This window comes from Lysinibacillus sp. FSL H8-0500 (assembly GCF_038051955.1).
In the GTDB taxonomy this organism is placed as follows: domain Bacteria; phylum Bacillota; class Bacilli; order Bacillales_A; family Planococcaceae; genus Lysinibacillus; species Lysinibacillus macroides.
Map to the genome: position 1 here is coordinate 1,823,109 of NZ_CP150292.1, position 17,169 is coordinate 1,840,277.

Here is a 17,169-nt window from a genome sequence, read left to right on the forward strand (position 1 = left end):
CCTAAAGTGGTGAATAATTTAAAAAGCCAGGAAGCATATCCAAAAAATATGCTTCCCGGCTTTTTATTATTCTGTACTGTGCTCTTCTTCTGTTGGACTAAGCGGCTCAATAGGAGATGTTGGCGGCTGTTGATTATTATCAATCGGACCATTATGATCTCCACTGTTGTTATTATTATTATTATTAGTATCCCCGCCATTTTCACCATTATTTATATCGGGTTCATTGCCATCCTGACCAGGGTCTATTGGCAGTTCAATATCTGGCTCCTCTACTTCCTCTGGCTCCTCGACATCTGGTTCTTCCTCCGGTGTGCCGACGATTTGGAAGGAGGTTGTGCCAGGTTCACTACGCGTACCGTCCACAATAGCGACAACAGAGATGGTGTAATTACCTTCTTCCAGCGTATTGCTTACTGTTAAGCCTTTACTGTCTGTTGTACCAAGGGCAATACTTTCTCCGCCTTCACGAGTGGCAGATACTTCAAATGAAGTTGGTAAAGGTTCATCTGTTTCAGGATTAAGCATAGTATCATGCTCCCAAGAAATATTGATGGACTGCCCCTCTAAGTCTAAGCTTGCTGTCACGTTGTAAGGTGTCGATAATGCTGGTACTTCGTAAACACTAGACACCTCTGTTGGCTCAGTACCACGCACAAATAGTTCTGTTTGACGTAGCTCACTTGGTGTATAATTACTCGCCAAACGAAGAGGGTTCGAGCCTACTTCAATCGTTGCCTCTACAACCGTGCTTGGCTTTTTAAAGCTTGCTGTTTCAACGCTTGCTGAAATTTCTTGCATAATTGTTTTAAATAAATTTTGCGGTAATCGACGCTCTTCCCATGTTGTAATTGGGTCAAAGTGTTTCTCATAGCCGCTCCAGATAGCAATAGAGTAGTTGGTTGTATAACCAGCAAACCATGAATCTGGCACACTTGTATTTGGTAAATTATATTTACTAAAATCTTCCACTGAGTAGTTGGTTGTACCTGTTTTACCTGCAATATCTAAGCCTGGTACATTGGCAGCAGTACCAGATGCATCTGGTTTATTGCCCACTACATCACGCAGCATATCTGTTACCATATAAGCTGTATAATCGCTCATAGCAACTTTAGGTTCAGGTGTGTAGTTTTTAGATGTTTTGCCATCACGATAGACTATTTTTGTAATCGAATGTGGATCCGTGTAGACCCCGTTATTACCGAAAGCTGCATAAGAAGCTGCCATTTGGATAGGGGAGATCGTAATAGCACCTCCACCAATCGCATCCGATTCATAAAGATCATCTGTTTTAATGCCTAAACGTCCTACAAATTCCTTGGCTTTTTCAATTCCAACCTCTTGTAATGTTTTGACAGCCGGTACGTTACGTGAAGCATAGAGCGCTTTACGAGCAGTAATAGCCCCCATATAACGACCGTCCCAGTTAGTGATCGTCTGTTTTGTACCTGTGTAAGTAATTGGTTCATCTACAAGTGTTTGACCTGTCGACCATTTTAAATATTCAATGGCTGGACCGTAATCAATTAAGGGCTTCATTGTTGAACCTGGTTGATTATTTGTTAAGTCCTCGGCATAGTTCCAGCCACGTATAGCACCGTAATTGCGACCGCCGCCAACGGCTTGAATCGCACCTGTCTTTGTATCAATGACAGCCACACCTGACTGAATCTCTTCTGTAGGGAAATTACTGTCATCGTTCATGACATTTTCTACAACTTTTTGGGCATTCGGATCAAGTGTCGTATAAACTTTAATTCCTTCTGCCATGGCTGTACCATCACCATTATTTTCCAATTCGTTAATAACAACATCTAGGAAGGCATCATATTTCGAACCAGCAAATGATTGGCGTGTTGTATCATCTGCAAGACCTGCTTGCACATCCAATTGCTGTGCTTCTTCCATTTCAGCTTTAGAAATTTTACCATGCTGATGCATTAATCCTAGCACCGTATTACGACGTTTCTTTGCCAGCTCAGGATTTTTTAAGGGATTATAAGCGTTTGGTCGTTGCACCAATCCTGCTAGTAATGCTTCTTCATCCAATGATAGATCTTTTAATTCTTTACCATAGAAATATTGAGCTGCTGTACCAAAGCCATAAATACGACCAGACATTAGCATTTTATTGAAGTACATTTCAAAAATTTCTTCTTTTGAATATTTACGTTCTAGCTGAAAGGCTAGCCATGCTTCCTGTGCTTTACGCTTTAGTTTCTTTTCATTTTGTAAGAATGAATTTTTCACAACTTGCTGTGTTAGCGTAGATGCACCTTGTGCACCGAAGCCATCACGGAAATTGGCAAGGATAGCCCCCCCTAAACGATAAAAATCCATCCCGTGATGCTCGAAAAAGCGTACATCTTCCGTTGCTAGAATCGCATTAACCATATCTTCTGGTATATCTTCATATTTTATATATTTACGGTTTTCAGCACCGATTGTTGCAAATAGCTCACCGTTTTTATCGTAGAACTCTGAAGAAACAGGGTCCTTCAATAATTCTTCATCAAGCTCTGGTGCTGTACTAGCATAGTAGGCAAATAACCCAGCTCCTCCAAGTAAACCTACCGCCACAACGATACATAAGGTTAAGAAAATGCGTTTAAACCAAGTTTTAGCGGTGGTAGCGGGTTTCTTGTTGTTCTTGTTCTTTTTATTTTTTTCAGCGAGAGCTTTTTGATGCTCTCCACGTGTTCGACGACGTTCAGTCATTCTATTTCTCCTCACTTTCAGACCTGCAGCATTTTGCGTCGATTAGTTGTTGGATAATGGGTAAATAATCGATACGTGGATAATAGTTTGTTGGAATTTCATATGTCTCTTGTTCAATTGTTGACAAGGGTATCGATTTACGGTTGCCATTTTCCATTGCTTGCCAGGCCTTTTGTAAAACTTCATATGGCACAATAAAATATCGTTCATGAGCTGAAAAGCGAACGATAATAAAAGCCACACCATGTTGTTCCGTCACTTGCTGCATATGTGTCATTTGATGCTCATGAATATTTTTTAAAGGGAAACTAGTTTTAGAAGCAGTTTCCTTTGCATCAAAATCAATATAATGCCCATTCCAAACACCATTGTAGTCGGTTGTAGACGGTGTGCGGAAATAAGCCTCACGAATAACAGCAGCACTGCGTGAAGGGTACTCTACTTTGACGATTTGCACAGGCACAGGTTTCTTATGAATGATTGCAAGCCGCCTTTTTATATAATAGTCGTTTGCTTCATTAATTTCATCTTCTAGCGTCTTTCCACGATTGCTAAAAGATAAATCTTTGTTGTTACTTTTTTTCTCTGCTTTCTGTACAGAATGATTCGGGGTATACAATTTCCCGTTTGGATAACGAATTGTCATTTAGCTCACCCTCTATTATACTGCTTTTCTAGTCACTAGTTTACCATGTTTTAGTGGCTATTCTCTACTTCTAACAGTTAGACAATAATTTCATTTGCGTCGAAAAACCGCCAGCTTCCGAATTCCTCGAATCGTCAAAATAACAGATAATTTTGAGCACGAAACAGAGGTATTTTCACACCTTTCATTGATAACGATTTTTAAGGATGAATGTTCACACCTAAAATTTTATCGAAAATTTTCTTCTTTCAACTAACTTACGCTTATTTTGTCATGCTTGAAGGTAATTCTATACACGCAAGGAATACTAGAGTAAAGCATAAGAGGAGGCGTTATATTGAACAAGTTAGAGCAATTAATTGCGCAGTTAGATCTGGTTAATCAGTTACTTTGCACGAGAGTGTCACTGGAAAACAATGCACACTGTATGCATTTTTTTATACAGCTTAAAGCAGTTAGCCAGAAAGTAAGCTTAGCAGAAAAGAACTGGCAAGTAAAGAATGCTTGTTCGCCTATTAGTAGTGAAAAATGATAGACTTTGGTACACTTATCTCATCAGCAATGAAAGGTAAGAGATGAGGTGCAAATATGTTAGTATGGAAACAAACAACGAAATTAATAGAGGAATGCGAGCAATGTGTGGTACGCTTTTGGCAAATGCGCGAGGAGGATCGTACACCAGATTTTTATGGAGAGGTGAAGCCACATGCGGATGAGATTCACATGCTTTTAACAGAATGGCAGCAAGAAGCCAATCAATGGATCCATAGACACCAACCAAAATATATGCATACACAACAAATTGCTTCAGTAAGAGAATCCATGGAGCAATTTGTTGTGCAATCCTTTTATAAAGAAACAAGTAAAAAACGATTCTTAGATGCCATCCATTCTACCTCCTATACATTAAAAAACTTTGAACGCTTACTAAAGGAGGTCGCACAGGATGTTATCGAAGAAACGAACGATTAGCGAGCTTTTAAATGAATGGCGCTATGATGAAGAACTAAAGGAGCGTATTTTGCATTGGCAAACCCTTGATGGACGACAAGCCAAATATGCGCCTTTTCCGGAAAATCTACATCCTTCTTTAGGAAAAGCCCTACAAAAAAGAGGCATTGCGCAGCTTTATACCCATCAGCGAGAGGCTTTTGATTTAGCACAAAGTGGCTCTTCCTTTACCGCTATAACACCAACAGCCTCTGGTAAATCATACTGTTATCATTTACCCGTGCTGCAAAAAATATTGGAGGATAAAAATGCTCGTGCCATTTATTTATTTCCAACAAAGGCATTGGCACAGGATCAGAAAAATGACTTAAATGAGCTGATTGAGCAGAGTGGTGAAGAAATTTTAAGCTATACGTATGATGGCGACACAGCGCCAGGGATTCGTCAAAAAGTACGCAAGGCAGGACATATTGTGATGACCAATCCCGATATGCTGCATTCAGGCATATTGCCACATCATACAAAATGGGTGTCCCTCTTTGAAAATTTGCAATATATTGTGATAGATGAGTTGCATACATACAAAGGGGTGTTTGGTTCACATGTGGCGCATGTTATTCGTAGATTAAAGCGTATTTGTGAATTTTATGGTAGTCAGCCTATATTTATTTGTACATCAGCAACCATAAAAAACCCTCAGGAGCTTGCAGAGCTATTAACGAATGAACCCCATCAGCTTATTACTGAATCGGGTGCTCCTGTTGGCAAAAAAACATTTCTATTTTACAATCCGCCTGTTATTCATAAAACATTTGGCGTGCGTAGAAGTGCTGTTTTAGAGGTCAGTGATTTAGCAAAAAGACTTTATATGGCAGGCATTCAATCGATTATTTTTGCGAAAAGTCGCGTGCGTGTTGAGATGATTGTTACCTATTTAAAGGAGCTAACGCGTAATAAACTGCAGGATAAATCTGTGCGTGGCTATCGAGGCGGCTATTTGCCTTCTGAACGGCGTGTGATTGAAAAGGGGTTACGTGATGGTACGATTCAAACAGTTGTTAGTACAAATGCATTAGAATTAGGGGTGGATATTGGTCAATTACAAGCATGTATTATGACAGGCTATCCAGGAAATATTGCTAGCGCTTGGCAGCAGGCAGGACGTGCAGGAAGAAGACAGGATGAGGCATTAATTATTTATGTAGCACAATCGTCTGCACTTGATCAATATGTAGTCAATCATCCATTGTTTTTACTTGGTAGTACACCTGAGGAGGCACGTATTTATCCTGAAAATATGCTAATTTTAATGGATCATTTAAAATGTGCAGCCTTTGAGCTACCGTTTTCCGTAGACGATACATATGGCGAATATGACATTCAGGAATTATTGGACTATTTAGCAGAAGAAGGTGTTGTCTTTAAAACAAGTGATAAATGGCATTGGATGAGTGATCGTTTCCCAGCTCATGATATTAGCCTGCGCTCTGCCTCACAGGAAAATGTAGTGATTATTGATATATCTATACCAGCACAAACAAAGGTGATTGGTGAAATGGATCGTCATAGTGCGATGACATTATTACATGAAGAAGCTATTTATTTACACCAAGGCATTCAATTTCAAGTGGAAAAGCTGGATTGGGAGGAGAAGAAAGCTTACGTACGTGAGGTAGATGTTGATTACTATACGGATGCAAATCTCGCAGTAGAAATGAAGGTGCTAGAGGAGGACCGTAGCCGACACCACATAGGCGGCACAATTAGCTTTGGGGATGTCGGCTTAGTTGCACAGGCAACGATTTTTAAAAAGATAAAGTTTGGTGGAAAACAGGACAATATCGGGTCGGGAACAATTCATTTACCACCTGATGAAATGCATACTAGCGCATCTTGGCTATCGTTTGATGCTCCAACGAAATGGTCAGAAGCGGAATTAGATGGAGCTATGGTTGGTGCTGCTTATGCCATCAATGCATTTATACCGATTTTCATTCGATGTGATAATAGTGATGTCGCTGTTGTGCCGCAAATAAAGGCTACGCATAACGAGCTACCAACATTTTTTGTCTATGACAAGTATCCTGGTGGCATTGGGCTAAGTGAAAAAGTCTACGATTTGTGGGGGGAACTTTTGGACAAAACGCTACAACACGTATCAAGCTGTCCATGTGAAGCAGGTTGTCCATCTTGCATCGGCGTTCAAGACAGCTTGAATGAATCAAAAGGGTATGTTATAAAATTATTAAGCTATTTAGGGTCCCAATTAAATAAGGAAAAGGAGCGTTGAGGGTGTGCCTTCAACGCTTTAAATTTTTCTCATATATAACATTCACATTGATAAGTTCAAAATATACTAAGGCTTTGCGATTTTTATATTATTTTCTCGTAACAAATTTTAAAAAAATGCTGAGATAATACGTCAAGCCTTGATAAATGCTCTTGTTCGATTTCTAATACAACATCTATTTTCCCATCTTCCACGTAATTTAGTAGCGATTTAAGATCTGTTTTTTCGAAATTTGTACCTGGATCTGTATCTTTGAAAGTGATTTTCAGCATAGCCAGTAAGCCCTGTAAGTTTAAGCTGATAAACTATACTAGTCTTCTTGCAAATTTTATGGATACAGGAATATAGATGGCTGCTCTAAGTAGGGCTCTTGTTAATGAGCCTGCTCCTTTTCGTAATTAATGTTTTGCGCAAAAATATTAATGATTTTAGTAAGTAGTAACATTTCTAAATATATCTTTAATATTGATAATGAAATCATCATAAAGCGATACTTTAAGAGTAAGGGCGACTTCTGCTTTTTCTTCTTCCGTCATCTCCTCCCAATCTTCATCAGGAAGCACGGTATAGACATCATCTAATTCATATTTATTATCTTTTAATAAATGAGCTTCAATGGATTTTGCGTCAGGATCAATAATCCAGTATTCTTTTACACCATGTTTCTCATAGAGTGCTTTTTTTCTTATTTTGTCATGGCGTGCGGTAGAAGGTGAAAGCACCTCAACCATCAAATCAGGTGCGCCATATATGCCATCCCGTTTGATAATATCTTGATTACAGATAATCATGCTATCAGGTACTACTCTATTTTTTTCATCTAGGTGAACATCTACACCGTCCGTAAAATTACGACACTTTTTCCCATTTAAATAAATGCCAAATAATATAGATAGATTTACAATGATCGTATTATGATTGACTGTTGGACGTGGTGACATCATAATTGTTTTCCCATCAATAATTTCAGAACGCTGCTTTAAACGTCGTTCATTCATTGCCATCTATTTCCTCTCCTTATCCTGCTTTTTTTGCTCAGTTGAAGCTGAAAACATTTTTGCTTTTTTCTTATATAGCAGTTCTTGACGGCTAGTATCCAATTCTTTTCCTACCTCTACTTCAATTGTTTCTTCTACAGTAGTAGTGGCTATTTTTGTATGTTTCGTAAAAAGTTGTTGCACTTTTGCAAGAAAAGATTGACACACATCTTTGTTTAAGAGCATATAGCTTCTTCATTATGCATACTCATCCCCTACTATTTTATATGGTACATTCAAAAATACTTCTTTGCAATAATTGGGAATTAAAAATATTGATATCAGAATAGCATTAAACATTTGCACTATTAATTAAAGGTGCGATAATGACTAGCAGCTAGTGGGGAGCAAATGTGAAAAGTAACAAAAAGAAACCGCAGAGCGAGTTAGTTAGAAGGGGGCTGATGCTAAGCTAATGATGAATCAAGAGAAGTTAGTAGATTATATAGTCAAAGGTGAAAAAATGAACAGGTTCAATCTTAAAGAATCTAGGAAAGATGTAAACTCACTAGTGTCGCATTAAAATAATTAATCGACCTATTGTAATTTGATTTTTCTGTAACCTATCCAAATCCACAATAAAGGACCTAAGCATGGAGAGGTTTACACGAAAAACATCATTTGAATAATGGCTTTTACCTGTTTCATCCTACTTATTTGAAGAACTAGTGAAAACCTCCCAATTAAACTACTTCTTCTTTTTTACATAAAATTTCCATAAGAACTAGATTTTTTAAAAGTAGATTTTCTTTTAATACTTAAATATATTGATAAGTTTCGTAGAAAAATACACAGCAACATAATTGGGAGATGAAACTAATCAATTGAGCAGGCTTTTGTAAACTTGAAGGTGCTCTTTTGTGGGGAAATCGCCCAAAATGGGATATAAACGCTTTTATTTTGGACGATTTTTATTTTTTAACTAGTGTCATAGATTTTATCTACAATAAATTGGAGTTTTGATATAAAATTGGAATAAGAGCTAAGTAGCCAATTTAGGAGGTTATCCAATGAATTCTATTAATTTAAAGAAGCAGGCTATACAAATTGTGTTAGAGAAAAAGAAATTAACAGATGTTGTAGCACGTGTAGGGATTGTATTAGATATTTCAGGATCCATGAGAAAGCTTTATCGTCAAGGGGTTGTCCAGGAAGCGGTTGAACGCGTACTAGCAGTGGCGAGTCAATTTGATGATGATGGTGCATTAGATATATGGGTCTATGATAATGAATTTTCCAGACTTCCAGCTGTGACAGAAAAGGATTTTGATGGATATGTGGAACGACAAATTTTAAACAATGCTGATGTACATAAATTTGGAAGAAACGATGAGCCGCTTGTGATGGGGGATGTCGTCAAAAAGTATATAGACGAGGAACCAAGCCAAGATCCTACTTTTATTGTTTTTATAAACGATGGAGGTTGTAAAGCAGGAATTAAGCGTTTTATTGTGGAAACATCCAATAAGCCGATATTTTGGCAATTTGTAGGGATTGGCGATTCTAACTTCGATGTTTTGCGTAAATTAGATACAATGGAAGGTCGCTTTATTGACAATGCTAATTTCTTTCATTTGGATAACTTAGAAACAGTTAGCGATGCACAGTTATACGACCAGCTATTGGATGAATTCCCAAAGTGGTTGCAGGAAGCAAAAGATAAACATGTTCTTTAATCTAGCAAATGCACTACTATTTTGTCATGAGTAAAAGGTTAGAATGGAAAGATGGCGCTATTAGTATGAAGAAAGGGTAGTTATTATCCGAGACACTGAAAAAGTCGATTTACCCCAATATTTTAGGCGTAAATCGACTTTTTATAATTATAAACTTTCCAGTGTCCTCTTAATTCTGTTCTTTTTTCTTTAACACAAGTGAATCTACTTGTAATTAAGAAAATTTGGAATAGCATTATCAATCATGGTACGCTTATTTGTATGATGAATGAATACATACAGAAAATGAGTGAAATATATGTCATACGAAAATAAAATCCTACAAATGAAAAAGATGCTTGGTAAAAAATCGCCTACTACTCAAAAAGCAGAACAATCCGCTTATCAAAAGCCTGCAAACCCAAGCTATACGGAGCAATGGGAGAAGGCGGGGCTAACGGTTGTAGAAAATGACTTTGGCATTGTCTTTAAGCGCCAAGTCTATTATCCAAGCGCTTATCAGCATGGTCATTATCAATTGCAGTCTTTTTTTGAAGCTTTAAGAAAATGGCAGGACGCTGATTTTAACCATCCATATGCACTTGATATCAATGAGTCTGTATTATTTTTTGATACAGAAACGACAGGCTTAAAGGGTGTGGGCACACATATTTTTTTACTGGGTTTTTTAGAGATAACAGAAGAAGCCTTTGTGCTCACCCAGTATATTCTTGCTGATCCTGCTCACGAAGCGGCGCTGCTGTTTGAATCCAAGCTTTGGCAAAAAACAGCCACGATCATTACGTATAATGGGAAAAGCTTTGATTGGCCACAGCTTGAAACACGATGGACATTGCATAAAAAAACATTACCGAAATTACGTGCACAAAGACAGATTGATTTATTGCATAGTTCGAAGCGTTTATGGAAAAATGATATGGAACACTTAAAATTAAAAGCTGTGGAGGAAGAGAAGCTTGGTTTTTCTCGTATTGGAGATATCCCGGGCTATCTTGCGCCGATTATTTATTTAGATGCTGTGAAAAGCGGTATACCAGATGCTTTAATGAAGGTACTTCTTCATAATGAGTGGGATTTACTTTCATTGATTACACTTTATAGTCATTCTACACATTTATTATTTGAGGAAAATAAAGAAGAATCCGCCAAAACCTTTACCAATATTGGGAAATGGTATAGTGATTTAAAAGAAAGCACACAAAGTGTAAAGGTGTTAGAAAGAGTGACCACACACTTTGATGAGCTTGCAGCAGGCGATGCACAATACTATTTAGCGTTGCAGCATAAAAAGAATAAACGTTATAGTGAAGCCATTGACGCTTTTGTGGCATCCCTCCATTTTGTGAAGCCAAGAACAAAGTTGCATGCCCTTGAGCAACTAGCCATACTCCATGAGCATCACCTAAAAGATTATCAACAGGCCCTTTATTATACGCAAGGAGGCATACAGCTAATCCAAAATAATGAGCAATGGAGTGTGGAACAAAAACAAAAATGGGTAATTTCCTGGGAAAAGCGATTGCATAGACTAGGAAATAAGAAATAATTTCCTCGGTAAGCGTAAGAAACAGCAACTTAAGCCTTACAATCGGTGCTTTCAGCAGATATAATGTGAGGAAGTATGCTATAATGAATTCGTGTATGTAGTGTGAGGAAGGGCGATGTAAATGGACATTAAATTAACGTCAAAAATGATCCTTGAAAAGGAATTTAAAAAGAACTTTAAAGGCTACAATGTAGAAGAAGTGGATTCTTTTCTTGATGAAATTATTCAAGACTATGAAACGTTTGAAAAAGTGGTGGCCCAACTACGTGAAGAAAATGGACGATTAAAAGAAGAAAATCGACAGCTAAAAGAAGAAATCGATAGTACGCCTAAACGACAACCAATTGCATCGGCAGCGGCTGGTACAACGAATTTTGATATTTTAAAACGTCTTTCTAACTTAGAGAAACATGTATTTGGCAGTAAGCTATACGAATAAATTTGTTCAATTATATTGTGTTTAAGATAAAACTTTAGTATAATATTTTGTATCATCATGAAATTCTGGTAATCGCTGCGATGCTAGACATCGTAGAGGAAAGTCCATGCTCACACGGCTCTGAGATGACCGTAGTGTTCGTGCTTACTGAAAAAATAAGGTAAGGCAGCTATTATGGCTGACGGCGGAAGGAAAACCTAAGTCTTCGGATATGGTTGACACTTCCTGAAAGTGCCACAGTGACGAAGCTTGCTTGGAAACTGGCAAGGTGGAACGAGGTAAACCCCACGAGTGAGAAACCCAAATTATGGTAGGGGCACTCTCTAAAAGGAATTAAACGGATAGAGGGACAGAGTTTGCTCTGTAGATAGATGATTACCACCTGATCGTACGAGGCGTAAAGCTGTTTGAGTACCCAGGAACAAAACATGGCTTATGGAATTTTTTTGATGCTTATCTACAAAATAACAAGCGCTCTCCAATTCGGTGGAGAGCTTTTCTTTTGAGTTTATCTTGATTCAGCGAATGTTTTTGTATCGAAAGTGCAGCGGTAGATACTGGAGACGCTCACCTTTTTTGGTGGCGAGATGGATACAATGCTATTGGCGATTCAATGGGTGGATGAACCCTCGCTGAATCAAGATAAAGCTTCTGGCGGATGTACCTGACGCTAGCGCTTTTGGTACAGAAAACATTGTCATGGATTTTGAAGAGGCTTCGCTCACGAGCTCTACTGAAAATCCAGACGCAGTTACGCTGAGGCATAATTGAGAAGGAACAATAACCTTGTCAATAAGGTCTTGGTATATGTGATACGTTTGAGAATCGACAAAATTATTAGTCAAATCCTTATCGCTACCTTCGAGTCATAACACCTAAAACGGTTATCGCATCAAAATAGGATGAATTTGTATACATACGAGTTGGTCTAGTGGAAATACCCTAATGAGGGGGAGTATAAAAAGATAGGATGGAGCGGGACATGAGCGGAGTGAATAATTGGGTAAGTAAGGATGACTTGAAGCTGATTTCAAAATATCCTACTGCTTTAATCTTTAAAATCTTCGAAAATGTATCTGAAGGCATCATGATTACTGATGAAAATAAAAAAATAATAATGGTTAATCCTGCCTTTGAATTTGTAACAGGCTATACACGTGACGATGTAGCGGGGAAAACGCCAGCCGTTTTACAATCTGGTGTACACGAAGTGCCATTTTATTTAAAAATGTGGGAACAGATACGACAAGAAGGCATTTGGCAAGGGGAAATATGGAATCGCCGTAAAACAGGGGATGTATATCCTGAATGGCTAACTATTGTGCGCGTAAATGATGATAAGGGAGAGATTACAAATTATTGTGGTATTTTCACAGATTTGTCTGAACGTAAAATTGTAGAAAATGAATTAGAAAAGCGTTTGCTCACCGACTCATTAACAGATGTATCGAATCGATTTGCTTATATTGAGCGCATGGATAATTTGTTGGAATCAACGGCTACTGTTTCTCATTCAGTGCAGCATGCAGTTTATTTTTTAGATTTGGATCGTTTTAAGCAAATTAATGATACATTAGGTCATGCTGTTGGAGATTTCCTTTTGACGGAAGTGGCGAAACGTTTAAAGCAGCTACTGAAGAATAAAGATATTATTGCTAGATATGGCGGAGATGAGTTCGTCCTTACATTAACAAATGTGAAAAATGTGAAAGAAGCTGCAAAGTTCGCAGAGCAGATTATTCATACCATTGAGCAGCCAATCAAAGTGAATGATCAAGAAATTTTCATTTCCACAAGTGTAGGTATTAGTATTTATCCTACAGATGGTAAAAAAACAGAAGAGCTAATTAATCGTGCAGATAAGGCTATGAGCTATTCGAAAAACAATGGAGTGAATGGCTATTCCTTTTATTTCGATGAACTGCACACAGATGCACAGCGTGTTCTATTGCTAGATACAGAGCTAAGAAAAGCGATTGAAAGCCGTGAATTTGAACTCTACTTCCAGCCTAAAGTTACGATGGAAGACGAACAAATTCAAGGGTTAGAGGCACTTGTTAGATGGCGTAATGATAAGCTAGGATTCGTTTCACCAGGCGAGTTCATTCCTTATGCGGAGGAAACTGGTTTAATTATCCCGCTAAGTGAGGCAATTATTGAAAAAGCATGTGAAGCTGTGATTCAGATGCAGCAAAGTGGCTGGAAAATTCCTGTAGCCATTAATATTTCAAGTATTCACTTTAAACAGCAAAACTTTTTAGAATCTGTGCAGGCTATATTAGAGCGTTATAATATGCCAGCTAGCAATTTTGAAATTGAAGTGACAGAGCGCACGGTGATGAATAGCGCTAATGAAACTGTTAGTAAACTAGTTCGTCTAAAGCAATTAGGTTTTAAAATTTCCATTGATGATTTTGGCACAGGTTATTCATCTTTAAGCTATTTAGTACGCTTTCCATTGGATTGTTTAAAAATTGACCGCAGCTTTATTCAGCATATTGGCTCACTGGATGAAAAGCAGGCAGTAGTAGATGCGATTATTCAAATGTCTCATCGGCTAAAAATGAAAGTTGTAGCAGAGGGCGTAGAACAGGCACAACAAGTGGATATACTACGTAAAATGAAATGCGATATTATCCAGGGTTATTATTACAGCAAACCACTCCCGTTAAACGAACTGATGGAGTTTATGGAGTATTGGGAAATTGAGCATCAAGGAAGGAAATAATCTATGGCAAACTATCAATTAGTAGCTACGTCAGCAATGGGCTTAGAAGCTATTGTGGCACAAGAAGTAAAAGCACTTGGTTATGAAACAACAGTTGACAATGGCAAAGTATATTTTGAAGGCGATGAAACGGCTATTGCACGTACCAATTTATGGTTGCGAGTAGCGGATCGAGTAAAAATTGTCGTTGGACAATTCCCAGCGAAATCGTTTGAGCAATTATTTGAAAGTGTCAAAGCATTACCTTGGGAAAAATATTTACCAGTGGATGCTGCTTTCCCAGTTTCGGGGAAGTCTGTTAAATCGAAATTATTCAGTGTACCAGATTGCCAAGCAATTACCAAAAAGGCGATTGTTGAGCGTATGAAACAGCATTATAAACGCCTTGGATTTTTAGATGAGTCGGGTGCGACTTACAAAATTGAGGTTTCAATTTTAAAAGATGTGGCGACACTAACAATTGATACGTCTGGCGCTGGCTTACATAAACGCGGCTACCGTCAGGTTCAAGGTGAGGCACCATTAAAAGAAACACTGGCAGCAGCACTTGTACAAATATCGAGGTGGAATCCAAATCGTCCATTTGTTGATCCATTTTGCGGTTCTGGTACAATTGCATTGGAGGCAGCGATGCTTGGACAAAATATAGCGCCAGGCTATAACCGTGAATTTATTTCAGAGGAATGGCCATGGATCAAGGCAAATATTTGGGATATGGTTCGTGATGAGGCAGAAAGTTTAGCAAATTACGATCAGCCCTTAGAAATTATTGGCTCAGATATTGACCATCGTATGGTGAGTATTGCGCAAGAAAACGCGATAGAAGCTGGCTTTGGTGAGTTAATTACGTTTAAGCAGATGCAGGCACGTGATTTTACGACTTTGTTAACTGATGGTGTGATGATTGGGAACCCGCCATATGGAGAACGTATTGGCGATGTAGAAGTCGTGGAGCAGGTGATTCGTGATTTAGGCAAAGTGATGAAAAACTATCCAACTTGGTCTGTCTATATGCTATCCTCCATGAAAAATTTTGAAGAATTATATGGACGTCAAGCTACGAAAAAACGTAAATTATTCAATGGCTTTATTGAAACAAATTATTATCAATTCTGGGGTCAAAAATCTAAAAGAGATTAACGAATGATAACGGAAGATAAGATTTTTTCTTATCTTCCGTTTCGTCGCGTATAATAGGAACAGATTGTTAGAGGGGGCACATCAATTGCGTAAATCTTTACCATTTGCATTATCAAAGGATCGTTCATTTTTTGAATCATTAGGTGATTGGATGGGCGATGTTCTTTATGATGAATTACCTGAAAAAGGCTTTGAATGCCGTGATGAGCAAATCTTTATGGCTTATCAAATAGAACAAGCACTAAAAGAAAAAAATGTACTCTTTGCAGAGGCAGGCGTAGGTACAGGAAAAACAATTGCTTATTTGTTGCCAGCGATTTCTTATGCGCGTTACACAGGCAAGCCCGCACTAATTGCCTGCGCAGATGAAACATTAATCGACCAGCTTGTCAAAGAAGGTGGCGATATTTATAAACTTCAGCAAACATTAGGACTTACTATTGATGTTCGCCTTGCAAAATCGAGAGATCAATATTTATGCTTAAAACGTTTTGAGGAAGCGGAAAAGGTGGAAACGGATGAATGGATTGATGATATTGCCTTTTCTATTCCTGATGGCGTCTATGCACAAGGCTCGATGATTGCTATTCCTCCATATGGGGAACGTAGCGACTATCCAACGGTAAGTGATGAGGATTGGCAAAAGGTCAACTATAATGCGATTATGCAATGCTCTGTTTGTGACCTTCGTAATCGCTGTGGGCAAACATTACATCGTGCGCACTATCGTAAATCAACAGATCTTGTCATTTGCTCTCAGGATTTTTTAATGGAGCATTTAGCAACGAAAGAGTCTCGTGAGCGTGAGGGACAGCTTGCTTTATTGCCTGAAGTATCAATGATGGTGCTGGATGAAGGGCATCTGTTGGAATATGCAGCACAAAAGGCGATGACTTATAAGGTACAGGCAACGACAATTGTAAATTTATTAGAACGCTTGATGGTGGATGGTGTGCGAGAGCGTACACTATATGCAATGGAAAAACTACAGGACGATCATGAGCTATTTTTTGACCAGCTACGTGATGATGTTGTTGCTTCTGACGAGGATCGTAAACGCATCAATAAATCAAAAACACTATTAACGTATGGCAAGCAGCTCATAAATGATGTTGAGGTATTGATGGAGGAATTTGTCTTTGAATCAGAGATGTATATGATTCCTGAATACGAATTAAATATGGCGGAAGAGTATTTAGAGCAATATGAGGCTTCGTTACGCATTTTTACCGCACAGGGAGATGCAGTAGATTGGTTAGAGGAAACAGATGGCGAGGAAACACTCGTGATTATGCCTCGACTCATTACAGAAGTTTTAGCAGAAAAATTATTTTCTAAGAAGCTGCCAATTGTTTTTTCATCTGCAACATTAGCTGTCAACAAAGATTTCTCGTATATTGCCTATAGTTTAGGGATTCGAGAGTACCAATCATTTTCTGTTCCTTCGCCATTTGATTATGAAGAAGTAATGAAAATTTATTTACATGAACTCTCTCAAAATAAGAAAACAGCGCGTGTTCAGCAACTTTTGCGCGATGGTGAACAAACATTGATTTTATTTAAGTCAAAGCAGGCGATGTTAAACTTTAAGGAGCAATTGCCGCTAATGGAGCGAATGTATGTTGCCTTTGAAGGAGATCGAGAACTTTCAGCTATTGTACGAGATTTCCAAGAAGGAACGATTAAAACATTATGCTCCTATCATTTATGGGAAGGTTTAGATTTGCCGGAAGAGGCATTAACACGTGTCATTATTTATGACCTGCCCTTCCCGCCGCATGATCCATTATTTGATGCGAAGCGTACGTTTGCTGAAAATCCATTTGAAGAGGTAGAATTGCCTTTTATGCAATTACGCTTGCAGCAAGGCATGGGGCGTTTAATTCGTACGTCAAATGATCATGGTGATATTCATATTTTATTAAATGACGAAGAACAAAAACAGCGCACAGCCTTTGACAATATTTTAGCGGTTGCGCCAGAAATAAAGTAGTA

At 38.3% G+C, this 17,169-nt stretch carries 13 protein-coding genes and 1 other RNA gene; 10 read left to right on the forward strand and 4 right to left on the reverse strand.

What is annotated here, in order from left to right:
• Positions 1-66 precede the first annotated feature (66 nt).
• Both MHB44_RS08580 and recU read right to left on the reverse strand, forming a co-directional pair.
• The gene (locus MHB44_RS08580; RefSeq protein ID WP_341302393.1) at positions 67-2,721 is read right to left on the reverse strand and encodes a PBP1A family penicillin-binding protein; all 2,655 of its coding nucleotides are present in this window, start codon (positions 2,719-2,721) and stop codon (positions 67-69) included.
• Position 2,722: 1 nt separating this feature from the next.
• Entirely contained in the window at positions 2,723-3,367 is a 645-nt protein-coding gene (gene recU / locus MHB44_RS08585) for a Holliday junction resolvase RecU (protein WP_341302394.1), read from the reverse strand.
• A gap of 337 nt (positions 3,368-3,704) precedes the next feature.
• Between recU and MHB44_RS08590 the strand changes: the two genes are divergently transcribed.
• From MHB44_RS08590 to MHB44_RS08600, 3 genes are read left to right on the forward strand one after another with little or no spacing between them, the layout of a single operon-like run.
• Entirely contained in the window at positions 3,705-3,899 is a 195-nt protein-coding gene (locus MHB44_RS08590; RefSeq protein ID WP_053996073.1) for a hypothetical protein, read from the forward strand.
• Positions 3,900-3,955: 56 nt separating this feature from the next.
• Positions 3,956-4,339 carry a YppE family protein gene (locus MHB44_RS08595; protein ID WP_341302395.1) on the forward strand — a complete coding sequence of 128 codons (384 nt, stop codon included), beginning with the start codon at positions 3,956-3,958 and terminating at the stop codon, positions 4,337-4,339.
• Positions 4,314-6,608 (forward strand): DEAD/DEAH box helicase, encoded by a 2,295-nt coding sequence (locus MHB44_RS08600; RefSeq protein WP_341302396.1) that lies wholly within the window; start codon positions 4,314-4,316, stop codon positions 6,606-6,608. The genes MHB44_RS08595 and MHB44_RS08600 overlap by 26 nt, the downstream gene beginning before the upstream one ends.
• A 428-nt stretch (positions 6,609-7,036) precedes the next feature.
• Here MHB44_RS08600 and MHB44_RS08605 read toward each other — a convergent pair whose 3' ends face one another.
• Positions 7,037-7,612 carry a Uma2 family endonuclease gene (locus tag MHB44_RS08605; protein ID WP_341302397.1) on the reverse strand — a complete coding sequence of 192 codons (576 nt, stop codon included), beginning with the start codon at positions 7,610-7,612 and terminating at the stop codon, positions 7,037-7,039.
• Positions 7,613-7,831 (reverse strand): hypothetical protein, encoded by a 219-nt coding sequence (locus MHB44_RS08610; RefSeq protein WP_341302398.1) that lies wholly within the window; start codon positions 7,829-7,831, stop codon positions 7,613-7,615.
• A gap of 824 nt (positions 7,832-8,655) precedes the next feature.
• On the opposite strand from MHB44_RS08610, the gene MHB44_RS08615 reads away from it, so the two are divergent.
• From MHB44_RS08615 to MHB44_RS08645, 7 genes are all read left to right on the forward strand, one after another.
• Positions 8,656-9,321, forward strand: a complete 666-nt coding sequence (locus MHB44_RS08615) for a VWA domain-containing protein (RefSeq protein WP_341302399.1) — start codon at positions 8,656-8,658, stop codon at positions 9,319-9,321.
• Positions 9,322-9,619: 298 nt separating this feature from the next.
• The gene (locus MHB44_RS08620; RefSeq protein ID WP_341302400.1) at positions 9,620-10,867 is read left to right on the forward strand and encodes a ribonuclease H-like domain-containing protein; all 1,248 of its coding nucleotides are present in this window, start codon (positions 9,620-9,622) and stop codon (positions 10,865-10,867) included.
• A gap of 121 nt (positions 10,868-10,988) precedes the next feature.
• The gene (gene gpsB / locus MHB44_RS08625) at positions 10,989-11,306 is read left to right on the forward strand and encodes a cell division regulator GpsB (protein WP_341302401.1); all 318 of its coding nucleotides are present in this window, start codon (positions 10,989-10,991) and stop codon (positions 11,304-11,306) included.
• Positions 11,307-11,366: 60 nt separating this feature from the next.
• Positions 11,367-11,747, forward strand: an RNA gene (rnpB, locus tag MHB44_RS08630) — RNase P RNA component class B.
• Between the two features lie 541 nt (positions 11,748-12,288).
• Complete coding sequence (locus tag MHB44_RS08635; RefSeq protein WP_341302402.1) at positions 12,289-14,034, forward strand: EAL domain-containing protein; 1,746 nt, start codon at positions 12,289-12,291, stop codon at positions 14,032-14,034.
• Between the two features lie 3 nt (positions 14,035-14,037).
• A complete protein-coding gene (locus MHB44_RS08640) occupies positions 14,038-15,174 on the forward strand; it encodes a class I SAM-dependent RNA methyltransferase (protein ID WP_341302403.1) in 1,137 nt (378 codons plus the stop codon).
• A gap of 85 nt (positions 15,175-15,259) precedes the next feature.
• The gene (locus tag MHB44_RS08645) at positions 15,260-17,167 is read left to right on the forward strand and encodes an ATP-dependent DNA helicase (RefSeq protein ID WP_341302404.1); all 1,908 of its coding nucleotides are present in this window, start codon (positions 15,260-15,262) and stop codon (positions 17,165-17,167) included.
• Positions 17,168-17,169 lie beyond the last annotated feature (2 nt).

Coding starts and splice junctions, on each gene's coding strand:
- gpsB (WP_341302401.1), top strand. CDS start 10,989: ATGGACATTAAATTAACGTCAAAAATGATCCTTGAAAAGGAATTTAAA.
- MHB44_RS08610 (WP_341302398.1), bottom strand. CDS start 7,831: ATGCTCTTAAACAAAGATGTGTGTCAATCTTTTCTTGCAAAAGTGCAA.
- MHB44_RS08620 (WP_341302400.1), top strand. CDS start 9,620: ATGTCATACGAAAATAAAATCCTACAAATGAAAAAGATGCTTGGTAAA.
- MHB44_RS08605 (WP_341302397.1), bottom strand. CDS start 7,612: ATGGCAATGAATGAACGACGTTTAAAGCAGCGTTCTGAAATTATTGAT.
- MHB44_RS08635 (WP_341302402.1), top strand. CDS start 12,289: ATGAGCGGAGTGAATAATTGGGTAAGTAAGGATGACTTGAAGCTGATT.
- MHB44_RS08615 (WP_341302399.1), top strand. CDS start 8,656: ATGAATTCTATTAATTTAAAGAAGCAGGCTATACAAATTGTGTTAGAG.
- recU (WP_341302394.1), bottom strand. CDS start 3,367: ATGACAATTCGTTATCCAAACGGGAAATTGTATACCCCGAATCATTCT.
- MHB44_RS08595 (WP_341302395.1), top strand. CDS start 3,956: ATGTTAGTATGGAAACAAACAACGAAATTAATAGAGGAATGCGAGCAA.
- MHB44_RS08640 (WP_341302403.1), top strand. CDS start 14,038: ATGGCAAACTATCAATTAGTAGCTACGTCAGCAATGGGCTTAGAAGCT.
- MHB44_RS08580 (WP_341302393.1), bottom strand. CDS start 2,721: ATGACTGAACGTCGTCGAACACGTGGAGAGCATCAAAAAGCTCTCGCT.
- MHB44_RS08600 (WP_341302396.1), top strand. CDS start 4,314: ATGTTATCGAAGAAACGAACGATTAGCGAGCTTTTAAATGAATGGCGC.